Source organism: Pseudomonas sp. NY15463, from assembly GCF_048068415.1.
GTDB classification, from domain to species: Bacteria; Pseudomonadota; Gammaproteobacteria; order Pseudomonadales; family Pseudomonadaceae; genus Aquipseudomonas; species Aquipseudomonas mosselii_C.
Map to the genome: position 1 here is coordinate 384,523 of NZ_JBLUQD010000002.1, position 18,900 is coordinate 403,422.

The window sequence follows — 18,900 nt, forward strand, 5'->3', positions numbered from 1 at the left end:
AAGTGAGCCAGTCAGGTGCCAAGGACTCGGGGGAGGCGCAGCACCATGCAGCCAAACAATCGTTTACTGACGGCCAGCCTGGTGCTGGCCGTCGCCCTGTTGCTGATCCCGAAGATCATCCTGATCCAGTATTTCGCTAGCCGCTGGATCGACACCGACCCGGCAAGCCTTGCACGCTACCTACTGCAAGACCTGCTGCTGGCCACGGCGCTCTACCTGATCGCAAGGGCCCTGCTACCGCGCTACCGCGCCAGTTTCGTCACGCTCGGCCTGCTGACCGGCACCTTGCTGCTGATGCTGCTGATCGACATGCGCGTGCGTCAGTTGTGGCTTAAGCCACTGGACTGGGCCCTGGTGCAATACAGCCTGCGACATGCCGGCGACCTGGCCTCCGGCGCACCGATGTTTTTCAATCAGTTGGCCGGTTTTGGCCTGACCTTTCGCTTCATCGTATTGCTCATGGGGCTGGCGTGGATGGCCAGCTGGACACTGTTGGGCGTGGCGACGTACCGCGCGCACCATCGCCCCTACGCCGCCCCGAGCCGTGCCAGCCTGCTCGGGCCCGGGGTGCTGCTGATAGGGTTGCTCGGCGCCGCGGCACTGACCCAGGACGCCCGCTATCACCTGAACCAGAACATCGTGGCTGGCACACTGGTCACGGCGCTACGCAGCGCAGGCCTGGGCGGCCAGGCTACACCGCAAAACCTGCTGCCCTTCGAGCAACCCGCCTATTCGCTGTCGCGCCTGCCCGACAGCAGCCGCCCCAACCCGATGCCTGGCGTGAAGAACCTGGTGTACATCGTCATGGAGTCGGTGCGCTGGAACAGCACCTTCGGTCCCGGCGTGGACACCGTACAACGTTACCCGACCCTGGCCAGGCTCGCCGAGGAAGGCTGGCTGTCCAAGGCGTACGTCAGCGTGCCCCATTCGTCCAAGGGGTACTTCTCGATCTTCACCGGCCTGCACGCACACCCGGGGGTGGAAATCAAAGAAGCCATGCCCTTGCAACAACCCAGCGTGATTCATGCCCTGAAGCAGCAGCGCAACATGCAGGCCGTGGCGTTCAGCTCGCTGTTCCTGCAATTCGAGAACCTGGATGGTTTCTTGCGCTCCATCGGGGTGGACAAGACCTACGCGGTCGCCGACACGCTATCGGCCACACAAGGCAGCAGCTTCGGTACCAACGACGAGCACCTGTTCCTGCCCAGCATCCCTACGCTGCAAGCCATCCAGCAGTCGGGCAAGGGCTTCATCGCCCTGTACTTCCCCAGTGCGGCTCACTACCCCTACGACTGCCCAGGCAGCACGGTGCCCACCTCGGAGCTGGACAAGTACGAAAGCTGCATCGAATCCACCGACGCGCTGATCGGACAGATGCTACAGGGCTTCGACAAGGCCGACCTGCTCGACTCGACGCTGTTCGTGTTGGTGGGCGACCATGGCGAGTCGTTCGGCGAGCATGGCCTATTCATCCACAACTCGTCCATGCACGAGGAGGAAGTGAGTGTCCCGCTGATTTTCTGGGCCAAGGGTACGCCGCTGCCCAAACTGCAATCGACCCTCAGTCAGCAGACCGACATTGCCCCGACACTTGCCGACTTCTTCGGATTAAGCGATGCGGCCATCGAGGTACAAGGCGTCAGTTTGCTCAGACCACATGGCAAACGGGCGTTCTTCATGTCGACGTTCTTCGACCACCTGGCCTCAGCCTTGGTGGAATACCCGCACAAGTACGTGTACGAATACAGCTCGGACACCTTGGTCAAATATAACCTTGCCGAAGACCCGCAGGAGCGCGATCCGCAGACAGTCTCCGGCGACGAATTCACGGCGACCAAGCACCGGCTGCTGTCGTACGACCGCTACCAGCGGGACTGGTTCGAGCACAGGCCCGAGCGCGCGGAATGATGCGAAACGCGCACTTCGCGGCAGGCCGGATGGGGATCCGCCCTGCGCGATGCGCGTGGATGCTTAAAGCTTGAAGGTGCTGACCAAGTTGTTGAACGATACCGCCAGGCGCGACAACTCCTGGCTAGACGCGCTGGTCTGGTGCGCACCGGCAGCGGTCTGCGTGGAAAGATCCTGGATATTGATCAGGTTGCGATCGACCTCACGTGCGACGCTGGCCTGCTCTTCGGAAGCCGTCGCGATCAGCATGTTACGGTCGTTGATCTCGGCGATGTTCAGCGCAATGCGCTCAAGGGACTCACCGGTGGCCTGGGCAAGTTCCTGAGTGCTGTTAGCCAGGGTGCGGCTGTTGCCCATGGCCTTGACCGCTTCATCGGCGCGCGATTGCACACTGGCAATCATCGCCTCGATTTCCCCGGTCGAGGCTTGGGTACGAGCTGCCAGGGCTCTGACCTCATCGGCCACCACGGCAAAACCACGGCCCTGCTCACCCGCACGTGCCGCTTCGATGGCGGCGTTGAGCGCCAGCAGGTTGGTCTGCTCGGCGATGCCTCGAATCACGTCCAGGACCTGGGCGATATCGCGCACGCTGCCCGCCAATTCATCGACAATCACGGTCGACTGGCCAATCTCATCGTTCACGCTGGAGATCGCCTTGACCGCCTCTCGCGCCTGATCACGGCCATTGGCCGCTTCTTTGCTGGTATGGCGAGAGGCTTCGGAGGTCGAGGTGGCGTTGCGTGCCACTTCTTCCACAGCCGCAGTCATTTCGGTGACGGCCGTTGCCGCGAACTGGATCTCATCGTTCTGACGAGTCAACCCACGACTGCTTTCTTCGGTGACCGAATTGAGTTCTTCGGCCGCCGACGCCAGTTGGTCGGCGGCGCTGGCAATCTGCTGGATGGTGCTCTTGAGACCGTTTTGCATAGCCCCAAGCGCTGTCAGCAACTGGCCGGCTTCATCGGCGTGGCCGCGTTCGATGGATTTGGTCAGATCACCCCCGGCAATACGCTCGGCGTTGCGCACCGCCAACGCGATCGGCGTACTGATCGCCCGGCTGATGAACATACCCAGCAGCAGCGCTGCGACGAAGGCTACACCGATACCGATATACAGATTGAGCTTGGCAGCGGCCTCGGTCGTACGAGCGTCCTCGGCACCTTCGCCGATCTGCCGGTTGTTAGATTGCACCATGATGTCCAACTCGCCCATGATGGTGCGGTAGGCTTCGTGCAGCTCACCGGACATCAACTGCTTGGCAGCGACCAAATCGCCACGCTCGATAGCGGCGATGGTACGGTCGATGATCGCCTGATAGAGCGGCCAGTCTTTTTCCATACGGTCGCCAGCGACCCGCTCGTCGTCAGCCAACGGGGTGGTGCGGTAAAGGGCGAAAGCGCGCTCACTGGCCTGGCGATTGTCTTTCAGCGAGGTGAGGATGGTGTTGCGTTCAGCAGCATCGGCGCCTGCGCTCGCGGCGGCGAGCAAGCGGTAGAGATCTCGGCTTTGCGAAATGGCATTGCTACGAGCATCGGCGGTCTTGGCCACCGACACAAGGTTGTTAGCAAATACCGACTGCAAGCTCGACGACAACGAACTGATGCCTTGGCTACCCAACATCCCGACGATCAATGTGATGAAAGCGCAAAGCGCGAACGCAAGGTACAACTTGGTCGAAAGCTTTGCATCGTAGAACCAATTCATAGACGGGCCTGCACCGAAAGAAGGAGTTGGCGCCCCACCGAACGAGTGTGCGCCTTCGCGTTATCGACTGAGGTAACGCGGCCTTAAGGGCGCTGGGAAAATATTTCAGAGCAGCCATTCGACGGAGGCACGGCGCCCCCAAGGTTTGCTAGGCCCAAGAAGCCAAAAGCCCGCAATTACGCGGGCTTCAGGGCATTTTTTGCTAGATCGTGCCGGGCAATGCCGGACGCGGGATCATTCCCACTCGATAGTGGCAGGCGGCTTGCTCGATACGTCGTAGGTCACCCGCGAAATGCCTTCGATTTCGTTGATGATACGCCCGCTGACCGTCTCCAGCAGTTCGTACGGCAGGTGCGCCCAGCGTGCGGTCATGAAGTCTACGGTCTCGACGGCGCGCAGTGCCACGACCCAGGCGTAGCGGCGGCCATCGCCGACGACACCCACGGACTTGACCGGCTGGAACACCACGAAGGCCTGGCTGGTCTTGTGGTACCAGTCGGCCTTGCGCAGCTCTTCGATGAAGATGTGGTCGGCACGACGCAGCAGGTCGGCGTATTCCTTCTTCACTTCACCCAGGATACGCACGCCCAGGCCCGGGCCTGGGAACGGATGGCGATAGACCATGTCGTACGGCAGGCCCAGCTCCAGACCGATCTTGCGCACCTCGTCCTTGAACAGCTCACGCAGCGGCTCGACCAGCTTGAGGTTCATCTCCTCCGGCAGGCCACCGACGTTGTGGTGCGACTTGATCACGTGGGCCTTGCCGCTCTTGGCGCCGGCCGACTCAATCACGTCAGGGTAAATGGTGCCCTGGGCGAGGAACTGGATATTTTCCAGCTTGCTGGCCTCGGCATCGAAGACATCGATGAAGGTGCGACCGATGATCTTGCGCTTCTTCTCCGGGTCGGCTTCGCCGGCCAGGTTGTCGAGGAACTGCTTTTCAGCGTCGGCGCGGATCACCTTGACGCCCATGTTCTCCTTGAACATGGCCATCACCTGGTCGCCCTCGTGCAGGCGCAGCAGGCCGTTGTCGACGAATACGCAGGTCAATTGGTCGCCGATAGCGCGGTGCAGCAGCGCAGCGACCACCGAGCTGTCGACGCCGCCGGACAGGCCCAGCAGGACGTTGGCCGAACCCACTTGCTCGCGCACCTGGGCAATCGCGTCTTCGACGATGTTGGACGGCGTCCACAGCGCTTCGCAGCCACAGATGTCCTGGATGAAGCGCGACAGGATGCGACCGCCTTGCTTGGTGTGGGTCACTTCCGGGTGGAACTGCACGCCGTAGTAGCCGCGCGCATCGTCGTACATCCCGGCAATCGGGCAGCTCGGGGTGCTGGCCAGCACGTTGAAGTTGCCCGGCATCTGGGTGACCTTGTCGCCGTGGCTCATCCACACGTCCAGGCCCAGCACGCCGTCGTCGTCGACGTGGTCTTCGATGCCATCGAGCAGGCGGCTCTTGCCGACCACGTCGACACGCGCGTAACCGAACTCACGCAGCTCGGAACCTTCGACCTTGCCGCCCATCTGCTCGGCCATGGTCTGCATGCCGTAGCAGATGCCCAGGACCGGGACATTCAGGTCGAACACCGCCTGCGGCGCGCGCGGGCTGTTGGCTTCGTGGACCGACTCGGGACCACCGGCCAGGATGATGCCGCGTGGGTTGAAGGCGCGGATCGCTTCATCGTCCATGTCGAACGGGTGCAGTTCGCAGTACACGCCGATCTCGCGCACGCGGCGGGCGATCAGTTGGGTGTACTGGGAACCGAAATCGAGGATCAGGATGCGGTGAGCGTGAATGTCGAGGGCCATGACTCAATCTCTGATGCAGTTGCGAGCTTCGAGCCGCAAGCTGCAAGTTGATCGGGGGGAAACGCGGTAGCTGCTGCTGGGCAGCTACCGCTTGAAGCTAGAAGTTTGTAACTGACTGCTGGAGGCGTTAGCCAACCCGGTAGTTAGGGGCTTCTTTGGTGATCTGTACGTCGTGCACGTGGGACTCGGCCATGCCAGCACCGGTGATACGCACGAACTCAGGCTTGGTACGCATCTCTTCGATGGTCGCGCTGCCGGTGTAGCCCATGGACGAACGCAGGCCACCCATCAGCTGGTGGATGATCGCCGACAGGGCGCCTTTGTAGGGCACGCGGCCTTCGATACCTTCCGGCACCAGCTTCTCGGCACCGGCCGAGGAGTCCTGGAAGTAACGGTCGGACGAGCCCTGGGCCTGCGCCATGGCGCCCAGCGAGCCCATGCCGCGGTAGGCCTTGTACGAGCGGCCCTGGAACAGCTCGACTTCGCCCGGCGCTTCTTCGGTACCGGCGAACATCGAACCCATCATCACGCACGAGGCGCCCGCTACGATGGCCTTGGACAGGTCACCGGAGAAGCGGATACCGCCGTCGGCAATCAGTGGCACGCCAGTGCCTTCAAGGGCGGCGGCGACGTTGGCGATGGCGCTGATCTGCGGCACGCCGACACCGGCGACGATGCGGGTGGTGCAGATCGAGCCTGGTCCGATACCGACCTTGACGGCGTCAGCACCAGCTTCGGCCAGGGCCTTGGCAGCAGCGCCAGTGGCGATGTTGCCGCCGATCACCTGCACGTGCGGGTAGTTTTCCTTGACCCAGCGAACGCGGTCGATCACGCCTTTGGAGTGACCGTGGGCGGTGTCGACCACCACCACGTCAACGCCGGCTGCAACCAGGGCGGCAACGCGCTCGCCGGTGTCCTTGCCAGTGCCGACCGCAGCGCCGACGCGCAGACGACCTTGGTCGTCCTTGCTGGCCAGCGGGTAGGCCTTGGCCTTTTCGATGTCCTTGACGGTCATCATGCCCTTGAGGGCGAACTTGTCGTCGACGATCAGGACTTTTTCCAGACGGTGCTTGTGCAGCAGCTCGCGGACTTCGTTCTTGTTGGCGCCTTCGCGAACAGTGACCAGACGCTCTTTAGGCGTCATCACGTCGCGGACCTTGGCGTCCAGGCGGCTTTCGAAGCGCACATCACGCGAGGTGACGATGCCGACCAGGTCGCCGTTGGCCAGTACTGGAACACCCGAGATATTGTTCAGGCGGGTCAGGTCGAACAGGTCGCGCACGGTGGCGTCGGCGTCGATGGTGATCGGATCCTTGACCACGCCAGCCTCGAACTTCTTGACCTTGCGAACTTCGCCGGCCTGCTGCTCGATGGTCATGTTCTTGTGGATGATGCCAATACCGCCTTCCTGGGCCATGGCGATGGCCAGGCGCGCTTCGGTGACGGTGTCCATGGCAGCGGAAACCAGAGGGATGTTCAGCTCGATGCCACGAGTCAAACGGGTCTTGAGACTGACTTCATTGGGCAGTACCTCGGAGTAGCCAGGTACAAGGAGGATATCGTCGAAGGTCAGGGCTTCTTGGCTGATACGCAGCATCGCGGGGGCTCCCGGGCGGGAAAAATGGAAGCGCGCCATTATACTCATGCACGGCGCGCCGCTCAATGTAAATCAAGGGTCAAGTTACAAGCGGCAAGCGACAAGAATTCGCACACGCCTTGCGTGCCGCTTTTATGTGAAGCTTGCGGCTCAGGGCTTGCAGCTGACCTGCACTACCGCCACCGGCTGATCGAGCCAGTCGGCGAAGCTGTCGAGAAAGGCCTGGGTGAACCCGGCCTCGCCCCAGTTGTTGAAGATGAACCCAAGGTTGGAAAAGGCACATGGCTGCAAGTAGAGAAAGCCATTGATGTCGTCTTCGAAGCCGCACAGCGGGCAGGTGAAGTTGTCGCTCACCGCCGGCATCCACTCCTCAAGGCTCTCGAACAGCGGCTCGCCCACCTCGCGCCGGCACTCCGGGCAGCCGGCCTCCTCCAGAAAACCTGCGGTGGGGGTATAGATGCAGCGCTTGAGCATCACCTCCAGGCCGTTGACCGACTCGCCGAACGGCAGCTTCTCGGGGTGCAAGGCGATCTTGCGCGCGCCCTCGGCCAAGGCATGCCCCATGCGGTTGCCAGTGCGCCCGCAGGTGGTCAATTGCTCTTCGACGACCTTCTCACGCACCAGCCAGCGCAAGATCGCACGGGCACGGGCTTCGTGGGCCGGCACGGTGGACAGTTTGGGGACGATGATGCTTTGCGTGTTCATGAACGGGACGGGCCTGCGAACTTCGGTAATCGGGCAATTCTACCGCCTGCTCAGCCGCTCAGATAGCGACCGATCAGCGCCAGCCCGCTGGCCAGCACCAACCAGGTGACCAGCCGCACGAAGGCCTCGCGCGATAGCTTGAGGGTCAGGCGTCGGCCAACCCACAGACCCAGGCCCATCACCGGCAACAAGCATACCGCGAGCAGCAGCAAGCGACTGTCGGCGTAGACCCCGGCGATCAGGAACAGCGACAAGCGCACGATCGTGCTGCAACTGATCAACGCGCTTTGGGTAGCGCGAACCTGCTCTTTGGCCTGCAAGCGTGCGCTCAGGTAGATGGCATACAAGAATCCGCCACTGCCGAACAGCGCGCCAAACAGCCCGCCCAGCGTGCCCATCGGCACGGCCCACAGGCCGGACAGTTGCGCCGGGCGCACCTTCACCGCCAGGCCATAGATCGCGTAGGCGGTGACGAACAGGCCCATCAGCAACAGCAGCAGGTCGGACTTCAGGTGCAACAGAAACACCACGCCCAGTGTGCAGCCCACGGCCATGCACGGTAGCAGTCGCAGCAGTTCGCCACGCACCACATCGCGGCGCGAGGGCAGCAGGTTGCCGAACGCGGCGACGAAGTCCAGCAGCACCAGCAACGGAATGATCCGCGACAACGGCATGAAGTGGATCAACACCGGGCCTGCGACCAACGCCGTGCCGAAGCCGGCGATGCCGAAGACGACGTAGGCGGCGCCAACGGCGAGCAGGATGAGCAACCAATCAACACCGGTAAAAGACAGTTGAGCGAGCATCGACGCGATTCCAGGGAAGACCTGTAGAGGTTAGCCATCGGCGAGCCATGCCGACTAATATGCCTTTGCGCCACAAGCTATCTCGAAAAGGCATGCCATGACGTCAACCCGCCAATTGCGTTACTTCGTCGAAATCGCCGAGTGCGGCAGTTTCAGCGCCGCCGCCGAGCGGCTTTATATCGCCCAGTCGGCGCTGAGCCGGCAGATCAAGGAGCTGGAAACGCAGTTGGGCACGGCGTTGTTCGAGCGTACCGCCAGGCAACCTCGCCTCACGGCCGCAGGCCAAGCCTTCCTGGGCCGTGCTCGACGCCTGCTGACCGACCTGGACAAAGCCGAGCAACTGGTCCGGGAGGTCGGGCAGGGCCTACGCGGCAGCCTGCGCTTGAACCATTCCAGCACCGTCCCACTGACTGGCCGACTGCTCGAACGCCTGGGCGGCTACCTGGACGCCAACCCCGGCGTGGCGTTGGAAATTGCCCAGCAATCCTCTGAAGCGCAACTGCAAGATATCGCCGAAGGGCGCCTGGAGATCGGCCTGCTACGTTTGCCGGTGCTGCGCCAGCACGAGGGGGTGTCGCTGCATGAGCTGTTCACCGAGCCGCTGCTGCTGGCAGTGGCGGCAGATCATCGGTTGTCTTCGGCGCGAAGTGTGCAGCTGGAGCAACTGCGCGAAGAGCGCTTCATTTCCATTCCCCACCGTCAGCGTGGCGGGCTGAGTTACCTGTCGGCGTCGCTGTGCATGAATGCAGGGTTCTTTCCCCAGGCTGCGCAGGTGGTGTCGCGCAAGACCACCCAGTTGCAACTGATCCAAGCCGGGTTCGGGGTCGCGCTGCTGCCGCAGAGCATGCGCGAGATCGCTCCGGCGTCGGTGTGTTTCGTGCCGCTGGCCGAAGCCTGCGAAAGTACCGTAGCGCTGGCCTGCCGGCAGGATGCAGGGGAACTGGTGCGCCAGTTCGCGGCGTCCATGGGGGTTGAGTAGCCTTGCCGCAGACCCGCACACCCTGCCCGACCTCATCACGATTCGCCGATTCAGCATGCGGCGTTTGAGGACCAGGACAGACAACCCACCAGCATGTCCTTTATGATGCCCGACATGATCAAAGACCCCTTCGAACGACTCGGCCTGGACCGCGAGGTCCTCACCGTCAGCCAGCTCAACGGCCGCGCCCGGGTGCTGCTGGAGGACGTGTTCCGCAGCGTCTGGGTGGAAGGCGAGATTTCCAACCTCGCGCGCCCGGCCTCCGGCCACCTGTACTTCACCCTCAAGGACAGCGGTGCGCAGATCCGCTGTGCGCTGTTCCGTCAGAACGCCGCACGGGTGCGCCAAGCCCTGCGCGACGGCCTGGCTGTGCGCGTGCGCGGCAAGGTCTCGCTGTTCGAAGGGCGTGGTGACTACCAGCTGATCCTCGACACCGTGGAGCCTGCCGGTGACGGCGCCCTGCGCCTGGCCTTCGAAGCGCTGAAGGAAAAACTCGGCGCCGAAGGCCTGTTCAGCACCGAACGCAAGCAGCCACTGCCCGCTCACCCACAGCGTATCGGCATCGTCACCTCGCCCACCGGCGCGGTGATCCGCGACATCATCAGTGTGTTTCGCCGCCGTGCACCGCAAGTCGAGCTGAACCTGATTCCCACTGCCGTGCAGGGCCGCGAGGCGATCAAGCAGATCGTCCACGCCCTGCACATGGCCGACCGGCAAGGCTTCGACGCGCTGATCCTGGCGCGTGGCGGTGGCTCCCTGGAAGACTTGTGGTGTTTCAACGAAGAGGCCGTGGCACGTGCCGTGGCCGCCTGCGTGACGCCCATCGTCAGTGCGGTGGGCCATGAGACCGACGTGTCGATCAGCGACTTCGTCGCCGATGTGCGCGCACCCACGCCGTCCGCCGCCGCCGAACTGCTCGCACCCGACAGCAGCGGCCTGCAACTGCGCCTGGACGGTTTGCAGCGACGCCTGCTGCTACGCATGCAGAATCGCCTGGCCCACGACCGCCTGCGCCTGGATGGCCTGGCCCGGCGCCTGCGCCACCCTGGCGAGCGGTTGCGTCAGCAGGCGCAGCGCCTGGACGACCTGGACATGCGCCTGCGCCGCGCCTTCCAGTTCGCCATGCAGCAACGCCGCGAGCAGCTCGGCCGCCTCGACATGCGTCTGGCCGCTCAGCACCCGGGGCGTAACCTCACGCTGCTGCGCCAGCGTCTGGACAGCCTGAGCGAGCGCCTGCCACGGGCAATGCGCGAGGTCCTCAAGGACCGCCGCCAGCGCTTCCAGGCGCAATTGCAGACGCTTCAGGTGGTCAGCCCGCTGGCCACCCTGGCACGCGGCTACAGCATCCTGCTCGACGAACGCGGCCAGGCCGTGCGCAGCGCCGCGCAGACCCACAACGGCCAGCGCCTGACCGCCCGCCTCAACGAGGGCGAGCTGAAAGTGCGGGTCGAAGACAACCACCAGACCCCGGTCACCCTCTCGCTACTGGACTGACACATGCCCCGCCTGCTCGCGCCCCTGCTCGCCCTCGCCCTGCTGCTGCCGATCACTGCCGCCCAGGCCAGCTACATCACCCGTGCCCTTAACAAACCCGTGCCCGGCGGCGTGGCGGTGATCGACCTGGGGCCCGCGGCCAGCGCCCCCAGTGCGCGGTTCGATGGCAAGCCGGTGCTGGTAGTGAAGGAGCAGGACACCTGGCTGGCAATCGTCGGTATCCCGCTCACCCAAAAACCCGGCAGCGCAGTGCTGAGCCAAGGTGGGCGCAACCTGCCCTTCAACGTGGGCAGCAAGAAATACCCCGAGCAGCACATCACCTTGAAGAACACCCGTCAGGTCAACCCCAACCCGGACGACCTCAAGCGCATCGACCGCGAACTGGCCGAGCAGATCAAGGCGTACCGCAGCTTCAGCCCGACCCTGCCGAGCAACCTGATCCTCGACAAGCCGGTCAATGGCCCACTGTCGAGCAAGTTCGGCGTGCGCCGCTTCTTCAACGGCGAAGAACGCAACCCCCACGCCGGCCTGGACTTCGCCGTGCCGGCCGGTACGCCGATCAAGACCCCAGCCAACGGCAAGGTGATTCTGGTCGGCGACTACTTCTTCAATGGCCGCACGGTGTTCGTCGACCATGGGCAAGGCTTCATCAGCATGTTCTGCCACATGTCCAAGATCGATGTGAAGGTCGGCCAGGCGCTGCGCCGTGGCGAGGTAGTCGGGCGCGTCGGCTCGACCGGACGCGCGACCGGGCCGCACATGCACTGGAACGTCAGCCTCAACGATGCTCGCGTGGACCCGGCAATCTTCATCGGCGCGTTCCAGCCCTGAGCGCGCGCCGCCTGATTCGCGGCGCAGCACTTGTGGAGCGGGCTTGCCGGAATGCCAAACCACCGCGAAGCGGCGCAGCGCGTGACATCGCTTTCACCGGGTTGCGCCCACGCTAAATACCGCGCAAAGTTTTTAGCAAAAACCCAAAAGGTCAGACATAAAATCTCGCCCCAAAGCAATTTTTAAGCATTCCTCTCAATTTTTTCGCAGTGCTTGCCATCCCCCACCCCACTGGTTAGGGTTGAGCACATGAAAACCTTCAGTACCCTCATTTTGCTCCGACAACATCGCAGCCTCTGCCTGGTCAGCGCCCGACTACCAGGCTGAATCCCGCCGCCTCGCCCTTTCATCTCGTTATTGCCCGGCAGGCCCGATTTCGGCCGCACACAAAAGGATTGCTTCCATGACCATGCTCAAAGACCCTTCGAAGAAGTACCGCGCCTTCCCGACCATCGACCTGCCTGACCGTACCTGGCCGTCGAAGACCATCACCCAAGCACCGATCTGGTGCAGCTCGGACCTGCGTGATGGCAACCAGTCCTTGATCGAGCCAATGGATTCGGAGAAGAAGCTGCGTTTCTGGAAGACCCTGGTGCAAGTCGGCGTCAAGGAGATCGAAGCCTCGTTCCCATCGGCCTCGCAAACCGACTTCGACTTCGTGCGCATGCTCATCGAAGACGGCCACATCCCGGACGACACCACCATCCAGGTGCTCACCCAGGCCCGTGAAGACCTGATCGCGCGCACCTTCGAGTCGCTGCGCGGGGCCAAGAAGGCCATCGTCCACCTGTACAACGCCACCTGCCCGGCCTTCCGCCGCATCGTCTTCAACCAGGACAAGCAGGGCGTGAAGGACATCGCCGTCAACGCCGCCAAACTGTTCGTCAAATATGCCGCGCAGCAGCCGGAAACCCAGTGGACCTTCCAGTACTCGCCGGAAACCTTCAGCGCCACTGAGCTTGAGTTCGCCAAAGAGGTGTGTGATGCGGTGATCGAGGTGTGGAACCCGACGCCTGAGCACAAGATCATCCTCAACCTGCCGGCCACTGTCGAAGTCGCCACGCCGAACATTTACGCCGACCAGATCGAATGGTTCTGCCGTAACGTCAACCGCCGCGACAGCGTGATCATCAGCCTGCATTGCCACAACGACCGTGGCACGGGCATCGCTGCCACCGAGCTGGGCCTGATGGCCGGCGCCGACCGCGCCGAAGGCTGCCTGTTCGGCAACGGCGAGCGTACCGGCAACGTCGACCTGGTCACCCTCGCGCTGAACCTCTACACCCAAGGCATCGACCCGCAACTGGACTTCTCCGACATTGACGGCGTACGCAAGGTGGTCGAGGAGTGCAACCAGCTGCCGGTGCACCCACGTCACCCGTATGTGGGCGACCTGGTGCACACCGCCTTCTCCGGCTCGCACCAGGATGCGATCCGCAAGGGCTTCGCCAAGCAACAGGAAGGCGAGCTGTGGGAAGTGCCTTACCTGCCGATCGACCCGGCCGATATCGGGCGTAGCTACGAGGCGGTGATCCGCGTCAACAGCCAGTCTGGCAAGGGCGGCATCACCTACCTGCTCGAGCAGGAATACGGCATCAGCCTGCCGCGCCGCATGCAGATCGAGTTCAGCCAGGTGGTTCAGGGCGAAACCGACCGCCTGGGCCTGGAAATGACCGCCCAGCAGATCTACAAGCTGCTGCACAAGGAATACCTGCAAGCCAACGCGCCGTACGCGCTGGTCAGCCACCGCCTGCAAGAAGAAAACGGCCACAGCAATGTGGAAGTGGAAGTCGCCGGTGAAGGCGAAACCAACCTGCACTGGCGTGGCAAGGGCAATGGCGCCCTGGAAGCCCTGGTCGCCGGCCTGCCAGTCGCGGTCGAGATCATGGACTACAACGAGCACGCCATCGGTGCCGGCACCAACGCCAAGGCAGCGGCCTACATCGAACTGCGCGTGGCCGGTGGCCGCCCGGTGCACGGCGTAGGTATCGACGAGAACATCACCACCGCCAGCTTCAAGGCGCTGTTCAGCGCGCTCAACCGCTCGCTGAGCCAGCAGCAGGCCAAAGCCGCCTGAGTCGTCCAGCGCTGACCTGAGGGCCGCCCTGCGGTCCATCGCCGAGCAACTGGCGATGGGCCGCAGGGCGGCCCTTTATTTTTCTCGGGCACAAAGTCGAGCCATCATTTCGCCTGCAACTCTGGATATACTGCAACGCCCAGTCACTCATGCAAGGACTCACATGAGCCATCGCCCGGAGCGCGAACTGCGCAGCCCTGCCACGGATCAGAAGCGATGAGTGTCTCGCTGAACGAACAGATGGGGGCCATGACACTGGTCGACCAGCTTCGCCATCGCGAGATGGAAATCCAGGAGCACCTGGACCTCCCCCGGCGCCGCATCGAGGTGGCCGAGCGCATCCGCGCGTACTACCAGAACAACGGCATCATCTTCGACGACGCGGTCATCGATGAAGGCGTACGGCAGTTCTTCTCGCGCCGCCTGCAATTCGAAGCACCCGCCCTGAGCCGCCCTCAGCGCGTGCTGTCCCGCCTCTTCATGGGCCGTGCCAAGCTGGTCAACTATACCGCCGCCGCCCTGGTGAGCCTGTTCATGGCACTGTTCGCCCATTGGCAAATGGAAACCAAGGTCGATGCAAAGGCTGAACGGCTCATGGCCGACAGCCAAACCCTGCAAGATGCAATCGCGACGCAACGCCTGCACCAAGCTGCGCCTCAAACGCCAGCCCAACGCCACGGTCGAGCGCTTGCTGGCCAAGGCCGAACCTCTGCTGCCCAGCGCCGCACCTGCGGTGAACTTGAACCCGGCCGACTTCGCCGACCGCGATGCCTTCAAGGCGCAACTGGCCAGAGCCCAGATCACCCTGAGCAACACTCGTCAGAACCTCGACAGTGTGCGCAAACGGCTTAACCGTATCGACCACCTGTACGCCAGCCTCGGACAACAGCAACAACTGCTCGCACGCCTGCTGGGCATGCACCTGGCGTCCCCCGAACACCAGGAAATGGCGGACTGGATCGACAAGGCAGGCGAGCAGATCGCCTCGCTGCGCCTGGAAAAGGCGGACAAAACCCTGAAAAATGTGGAAAGTTACCTGAATTACGCAAGCCAACCCCTGACCCTTGCGCTGGTCGACCGTCCCGGCACCCAATCCGGCGTAGAGCGCTGCTACGAGCCCAGCGGCTGTAGCAAAGGCAGCAGCCGCGGCAAGAGCTGGTACCTGATCGTCGAAGCCTTGGACAGCGCCGGCAACCCCGTCTACGTGCCGGTTACCAGCGTGGAAGACAACCAGGCGCGCTGGACCAAGGTGTTTGGCGTGCGGGTCAGCCGCGACGAATATCGGCGGGTACGCCAGGACAAGCTCGACGATGGCCACATCAGCCAGCGCTACATCGGCGAAAAAGCCGCCAATAGCTTGGAACTACGCTTCAGCCAACGCACCAGCGCCAACCCCGACATGATCCTTGAGTGGTAACGCCATGACACCGACCGCCCTCGTCAACGCGCTCGAACATAACTCGCGCCAGGCCGAGCGCCGGCTACGCGAAGCCGAGCAGGCGCTGTGCGTCGAGTCCGAACAGGAAACCCGGCTCGAACACCTGATCAGCTCGAAACTGACTGAAATCGCCAGCCTGCAACTGACGCTCGACCCCTCGCATAGCCAACAGGCTCATGCCTTGCTGGAGCAGCGCGAACGTGCCCGTGCCGCCCTGGAACAGGAACTCCAGACCGTAGAGCAGTTGATCGCCGAGCGCCTGGATAGGCGCCAGCAGCTGCACCTGGCACTCCAAGGCCAGGCCGCCCAGGCGCGAGACCGGCTGGAACAAGACCCATCGTATCGCCAGTTGCTGGAGCAACTGGAAGCGACACAGCAAGCCGAGCAGCAAGCCCATGCAGGCTACGAGGAAATTCGCGAAGAGTGCGCCACCAAGCTGCAAGGCTACCGCAGCAACCGGCTGTACCGCTTCCTCAAGGACCGTCACTACGGCACCGAGCAGTACCGCGGGATCCTGCTGTCGCGTGCCATGGACCGTTACCTGGCCATGGTCGTGAACTTCGAGCGCAACCACGCCAACGAACAGGTCCTCCTGGCCATGCAGGCGCGTAACGAGAGCCAGCGCCAGGCCCTCGGTGAGGCGCTGGCGCAGTTGCAGGCACAACACCAGCAATGCCTGGATAACATCGGCTCCACTGCCGAGCTAAAGGCCCTGAAGGACGAGCAAGCGAACCTGGATACCCTGCTGGCGCAGTCCAAGGCGCATGCCAGCAGCTTGAATGCACAACTGAGCGCTTTTGCCCAGCAGCGCGACCCTCACCTGCACCAGATTCGCCAAGGCATCGCGGACCGACTCAAGGCACGCCCGCTGGCCGAGCTGATCGTCGAGGCGGCGAAGACCCCGTCGCCCCACGACGACCTGCTGGTGAGCGACCTGCAACTGCTGCATGCACGTTTGCGAGAACTCCAGCAGCGCATGAAGGGCGTACAGCTCGAGGCCAGCGACAAGCGCCGCCTGTACGACCGCGCCAAGACCCTCGAATACGCCCTGCGCGATGACCATTACAAAGATCCGAGCCATGGGTACGAACTGCGCCAACCGATCGAGCAGATCCTTGATGACTACATGAACGGCCTGCTCGACCAGCAGGGCGTGCAGCGATTGCTCGACGAAGGCCGTCAGTTCGTGCCGTTGCACCGACGTGACGACCCCAGGAACCACAGTTGGGGTACGTCTTCGAGCCACACCCCAGGTGGCTTCTCCAGCACCGGCAGCATCGGCGGCGGTGGCTTCAGCACCTCCAGCAGTTCCGGTGGCGGGGGCTTCACGACCTCCAGCAGCTTCTGACCCGTTCCCTTTACCAGCCCCACTCATGCAAGGACTCCCATGAGCCAATACCTCGAACGCGCCCTCGAAGGCCTGCGCAAACTCGGCATCTCCTTCGGCCAACCGGCCCAGCCGGCACCGGTACTGATGCTGCTGGACAAGGTCGCGCACTACGATAACCGGCGCATCACCGGTATTGCCGCCGTGCTACAACAGGCCAGCCTGTTCAACCAGACCGTGCGCGAGCAGATCGCCGGCATGGACATCTCCGACCGCTACATGAACATCACCGATCGGTTCACCTCGATCCGCGAGGATGCCGCCGCCATGGCGACATGGATGGACGACGGTCGCCTGGACACGCTCGAACGCCTGAAACTGGCCTGGATGCACATGATGCGCGGCTCCATCCCAAGCCGCTTCGAAGATATCCGCAAGCACTACCTGGAGGTGTGCGCAGCCGCCAGTGACCAAATCAGCCGCGAGAGCCTGATCCTCGAGTCGTACATGGACTTCCGCCTGGCCATGAAGACCGCCGAAGTGGATGCCCAGCAAGTGCTGAGCCTGGCCGGCCAGACCCTGCAACAACGCACCCAGGCTCTGGATGCCGCCAATGCCAGCGTCGCGGCTGCCGGGCACGAAGAGCCGGCACGCCTGGCTGCGTTGGAGTTGAGCCGCGATGAGGCCGTGCGTGCACTGCAGAACGAAGACAAGAGCTACCAGATCGTCAAGGATATCGCCGACGACCTGCGGGTCGGCTACAACACTGCGGAAATGGTCTTCGCACGCATCAGCCAGGTGCACGTGGTCAAGGAGCGCCAGTACCAGCGCATGGTGTCGTTCTTCGCCACCAACGAAGTCGTGCTCACCAGCCTGGCGGTATCGTTCACCGCCAATCAAGGCATGGCCGAAGCCACCCACACGCTCAACGCAACAACCGCAGGCATCAACAAGGGCCTCGAAGCGCTCGGCGAGCTGGGCAACAAGCAGCTCGGTGCTGCGATGAAAGCCAGCTACGGCTCGACCCTTCGCGTCGAATCGGTACGCGCCCTGGCCCAGGCTACCCTGGACTTCCAGAGCGACATGAAAGGCCTGACTGCCACTTACCGCGCCGAGTCGACCAAGGCGGCCCAGGAAATTTCCGAGGCGGTGGAAGAGGCCAAACGCGCGTTCTCCGCATTGCTGACCAAAGCCGCACAATGAGACCAGGCTCGCTCAGCGAACAGATGGGGGCCATCGCCATCGTCGACGCGTTGCGCCTGCAACAACGTCAATTGCAGGAACATCTGGACCTGCCGCAGCGCCGTGCCGAGGTCGCCGCGCGCATCCGCGACCACTACCGCCACCAAGGTACGACCTGCGACGATGCGTTGATCGACCAGGGGGTGCGCGCGTTCTTCGCCCGCCGCCTGGTCTTCGAGGCCCCTGTCCTGCCCTGGTGGCAGCGCTGGCTGGCAGACGTATGCTTCCATCGCGCCATTCTGCCTTACCTGCTGGCACTGGTCCTGCTGTGCGGGGGCGGCCTGCTCGCGAAGTACCTGGACACGCCCCGTGCACCCTCTGTTCCGAGCAACGCTGGGCACCTGGCGGCAACGCCGCCAGCAGCGCCCCAGGCCCCAGCCGAGCAGTACGCCCGCCTGGAACAGTACCGGCAGTTAATCGGCAAGCTCGAGGCCATGCCGCTGCCGGAGGACGTGCGCGCCAAGCTGCTGCCGTGGGCTCACACCCTAGGCAACGTGGTGAGTGAACATGCTCCGGCCAAGGCCGATGAGGCGCTGCATGAGCTACAGGTGTATAGCGACTACACCGCCTCGGCGCTACACCTGGAAGTCCCCGGCGCCGACCAGATGTCTGGCTACGAGCGCTGCACCCAGGCCGCGTGCCAGGCCGGTACGGAAGACGGCAAGGCGTGGTTCCTGACATTCCAGGCACGCAATGCACAAGGACAACGGGTGACGATGCCGATGGTCGATCCCGCCACCGGCAAAATAGCCCTTGCCGAGGTATACGGCGTACAGGTCAGCCGTGCCGAGTACCTCAAGGCACAGCAGGCCAAGCAGGCCAGCGGCCAGATCGACAACCCGGCGATCGGCAGCAAGCAGGCCTACAGCCTCAAGCGCGTGTTCGACAAACGCGTCCAGCGTGGCGGTCGCTTCGACAACCCAGCCGAAGCCAGCCAGTACATCACCGCCAGCTTCTGATCCGGCGCACAAAAAAAGGGC

The 18,900-nt window shown here is 63.3% G+C and carries 14 protein-coding genes and 1 pseudogene; 10 read left to right on the top strand and 5 right to left on the bottom strand.

The window, feature by feature from the left end; all coding sequences use genetic code 11:
- Nucleotides 1–45 precede the first annotated feature (45 nt).
- A complete protein-coding gene (locus ACNFIC_RS05980; protein WP_416780325.1) occupies nucleotides 46–1,908 on the top strand; it encodes an LTA synthase family protein in 1,863 nt (620 codons plus the stop codon).
- Nucleotides 1,909–1,971: 63 nt separating this feature from the next.
- On the opposite strand, the gene ACNFIC_RS05985 is transcribed toward ACNFIC_RS05980, so the two are convergent.
- From ACNFIC_RS05985 to ACNFIC_RS06005, 5 genes are all read right to left on the bottom strand, one after another.
- Nucleotides 1,972–3,612, bottom strand: a complete 1,641-nt coding sequence (locus ACNFIC_RS05985; RefSeq protein ID WP_138218755.1) for a methyl-accepting chemotaxis protein — start codon at nucleotides 3,610–3,612, stop codon at nucleotides 1,972–1,974.
- A gap of 234 nt (nucleotides 3,613–3,846) precedes the next feature.
- Nucleotides 3,847–5,424, bottom strand: coding sequence for a glutamine-hydrolyzing GMP synthase (gene guaA, locus ACNFIC_RS05990; protein WP_138218757.1), 1,578 nt, complete (start codon nucleotides 5,422–5,424; stop codon nucleotides 3,847–3,849).
- A 127-nt stretch (nucleotides 5,425–5,551) separates the two neighbouring features.
- On the bottom strand, nucleotides 5,552–7,021 hold the full coding sequence (gene guaB / locus ACNFIC_RS05995; RefSeq protein WP_138218759.1) for an IMP dehydrogenase: 1,470 nt from the start codon (nucleotides 7,019–7,021) through the stop codon (nucleotides 5,552–5,554).
- Nucleotides 7,022–7,171: 150 nt separating this feature from the next.
- Nucleotides 7,172–7,726 carry a sugar ABC transporter ATPase gene (locus ACNFIC_RS06000; protein WP_416780330.1) on the bottom strand — a complete coding sequence of 185 codons (555 nt, stop codon included), beginning with the start codon at nucleotides 7,724–7,726 and terminating at the stop codon, nucleotides 7,172–7,174.
- 50 nt (nucleotides 7,727–7,776) lie between these two features.
- Complete coding sequence (locus tag ACNFIC_RS06005) at nucleotides 7,777–8,532, bottom strand: sulfite exporter TauE/SafE family protein (RefSeq protein WP_138218763.1); 756 nt, start codon at nucleotides 8,530–8,532, stop codon at nucleotides 7,777–7,779.
- A 97-nt stretch (nucleotides 8,533–8,629) separates the two neighbouring features.
- Here ACNFIC_RS06005 and ACNFIC_RS06010 point away from each other — a divergent pair, with 97 nt between their 5' ends.
- From ACNFIC_RS06010 to ACNFIC_RS06050, 9 genes and pseudogenes are all read left to right on the top strand, one after another.
- On the top strand, nucleotides 8,630–9,511 hold the full coding sequence (locus ACNFIC_RS06010; protein ID WP_416780333.1) for a LysR family transcriptional regulator: 882 nt from the start codon (nucleotides 8,630–8,632) through the stop codon (nucleotides 9,509–9,511).
- Nucleotides 9,512–9,625: 114 nt separating this feature from the next.
- The gene (gene xseA, locus ACNFIC_RS06015) at nucleotides 9,626–11,005 is read left to right on the top strand and encodes an exodeoxyribonuclease VII large subunit (protein ID WP_138218767.1); all 1,380 of its coding nucleotides are present in this window, start codon (nucleotides 9,626–9,628) and stop codon (nucleotides 11,003–11,005) included.
- 3 nt (nucleotides 11,006–11,008) lie between these two features.
- Nucleotides 11,009–11,836, top strand: a complete 828-nt coding sequence (locus tag ACNFIC_RS06020) for a M23 family metallopeptidase (protein WP_138218769.1) — start codon at nucleotides 11,009–11,011, stop codon at nucleotides 11,834–11,836.
- A 403-nt stretch (nucleotides 11,837–12,239) separates the two neighbouring features.
- The gene (gene leuA / locus ACNFIC_RS06025; RefSeq protein WP_138218770.1) at nucleotides 12,240–13,913 is read left to right on the top strand and encodes a 2-isopropylmalate synthase; all 1,674 of its coding nucleotides are present in this window, start codon (nucleotides 12,240–12,242) and stop codon (nucleotides 13,911–13,913) included.
- A 249-nt stretch (nucleotides 13,914–14,162) separates the two neighbouring features.
- Nucleotides 14,163–14,519, top strand: a pseudogene (locus ACNFIC_RS06030) (DUF6384 family protein); the annotation flags it as partial.
- A gap of 13 nt (nucleotides 14,520–14,532) precedes the next feature.
- The gene (locus tag ACNFIC_RS06035) at nucleotides 14,533–15,330 is read left to right on the top strand and encodes a DUF6384 family protein (protein ID WP_416780336.1); all 798 of its coding nucleotides are present in this window, start codon (nucleotides 14,533–14,535) and stop codon (nucleotides 15,328–15,330) included.
- Between the two features lie 4 nt (nucleotides 15,331–15,334).
- Nucleotides 15,335–16,699 (top strand): hypothetical protein, encoded by a 1,365-nt coding sequence (locus ACNFIC_RS06040; protein ID WP_416780338.1) that lies wholly within the window; start codon nucleotides 15,335–15,337, stop codon nucleotides 16,697–16,699.
- Between the two features lie 39 nt (nucleotides 16,700–16,738).
- Nucleotides 16,739–17,881, top strand: a complete 1,143-nt coding sequence (locus tag ACNFIC_RS06045; protein ID WP_416780340.1) for a merozoite surface protein 3b — start codon at nucleotides 16,739–16,741, stop codon at nucleotides 17,879–17,881.
- Nucleotides 17,878–18,879: a DUF6384 family protein gene (locus ACNFIC_RS06050; protein WP_416780341.1), complete on the top strand. Its 1,002-nt coding sequence runs from the start codon at nucleotides 17,878–17,880 to the stop codon at nucleotides 18,877–18,879. The genes ACNFIC_RS06045 and ACNFIC_RS06050 overlap by 4 nt, the downstream gene beginning before the upstream one ends.
- Nucleotides 18,880–18,900: the final 21 nt, after the last annotated feature.

Bases quoted from the DNA above. Each gene is read 5' to 3' on its own strand.
- ACNFIC_RS05980 (WP_416780325.1), top strand. From the start codon at position 46: ATGCAGCCAAACAATCGTTTACTGACGGCCAGCCTGGTGCTGGCCGTC.
- ACNFIC_RS05985 (WP_138218755.1), bottom strand. From the start codon at position 3,612: ATGAATTGGTTCTACGATGCAAAGCTTTCGACCAAGTTGTACCTTGCG.
- guaA (WP_138218757.1), bottom strand. From the start codon at position 5,424: ATGGCCCTCGACATTCACGCTCACCGCATCCTGATCCTCGATTTCGGT.
- guaB (WP_138218759.1), bottom strand. From the start codon at position 7,021: ATGCTGCGTATCAGCCAAGAAGCCCTGACCTTCGACGATATCCTCCTT.
- ACNFIC_RS06000 (WP_416780330.1), bottom strand. From the start codon at position 7,726: ATGAACACGCAAAGCATCATCGTCCCCAAACTGTCCACCGTGCCGGCC.
- ACNFIC_RS06005 (WP_138218763.1), bottom strand. From the start codon at position 8,532: ATGCTCGCTCAACTGTCTTTTACCGGTGTTGATTGGTTGCTCATCCTG.
- ACNFIC_RS06010 (WP_416780333.1), top strand. From the start codon at position 8,630: ATGACGTCAACCCGCCAATTGCGTTACTTCGTCGAAATCGCCGAGTGC.
- xseA (WP_138218767.1), top strand. From the start codon at position 9,626: ATGATCAAAGACCCCTTCGAACGACTCGGCCTGGACCGCGAGGTCCTC.
- ACNFIC_RS06020 (WP_138218769.1), top strand. From the start codon at position 11,009: ATGCCCCGCCTGCTCGCGCCCCTGCTCGCCCTCGCCCTGCTGCTGCCG.
- leuA (WP_138218770.1), top strand. From the start codon at position 12,240: ATGACCATGCTCAAAGACCCTTCGAAGAAGTACCGCGCCTTCCCGACC.
- ACNFIC_RS06035 (WP_416780336.1), top strand. From the start codon at position 14,533: ATGCAATCGCGACGCAACGCCTGCACCAAGCTGCGCCTCAAACGCCAG.
- ACNFIC_RS06040 (WP_416780338.1), top strand. From the start codon at position 15,335: ATGACACCGACCGCCCTCGTCAACGCGCTCGAACATAACTCGCGCCAG.
- ACNFIC_RS06045 (WP_416780340.1), top strand. From the start codon at position 16,739: ATGAGCCAATACCTCGAACGCGCCCTCGAAGGCCTGCGCAAACTCGGC.
- ACNFIC_RS06050 (WP_416780341.1), top strand. From the start codon at position 17,878: ATGAGACCAGGCTCGCTCAGCGAACAGATGGGGGCCATCGCCATCGTC.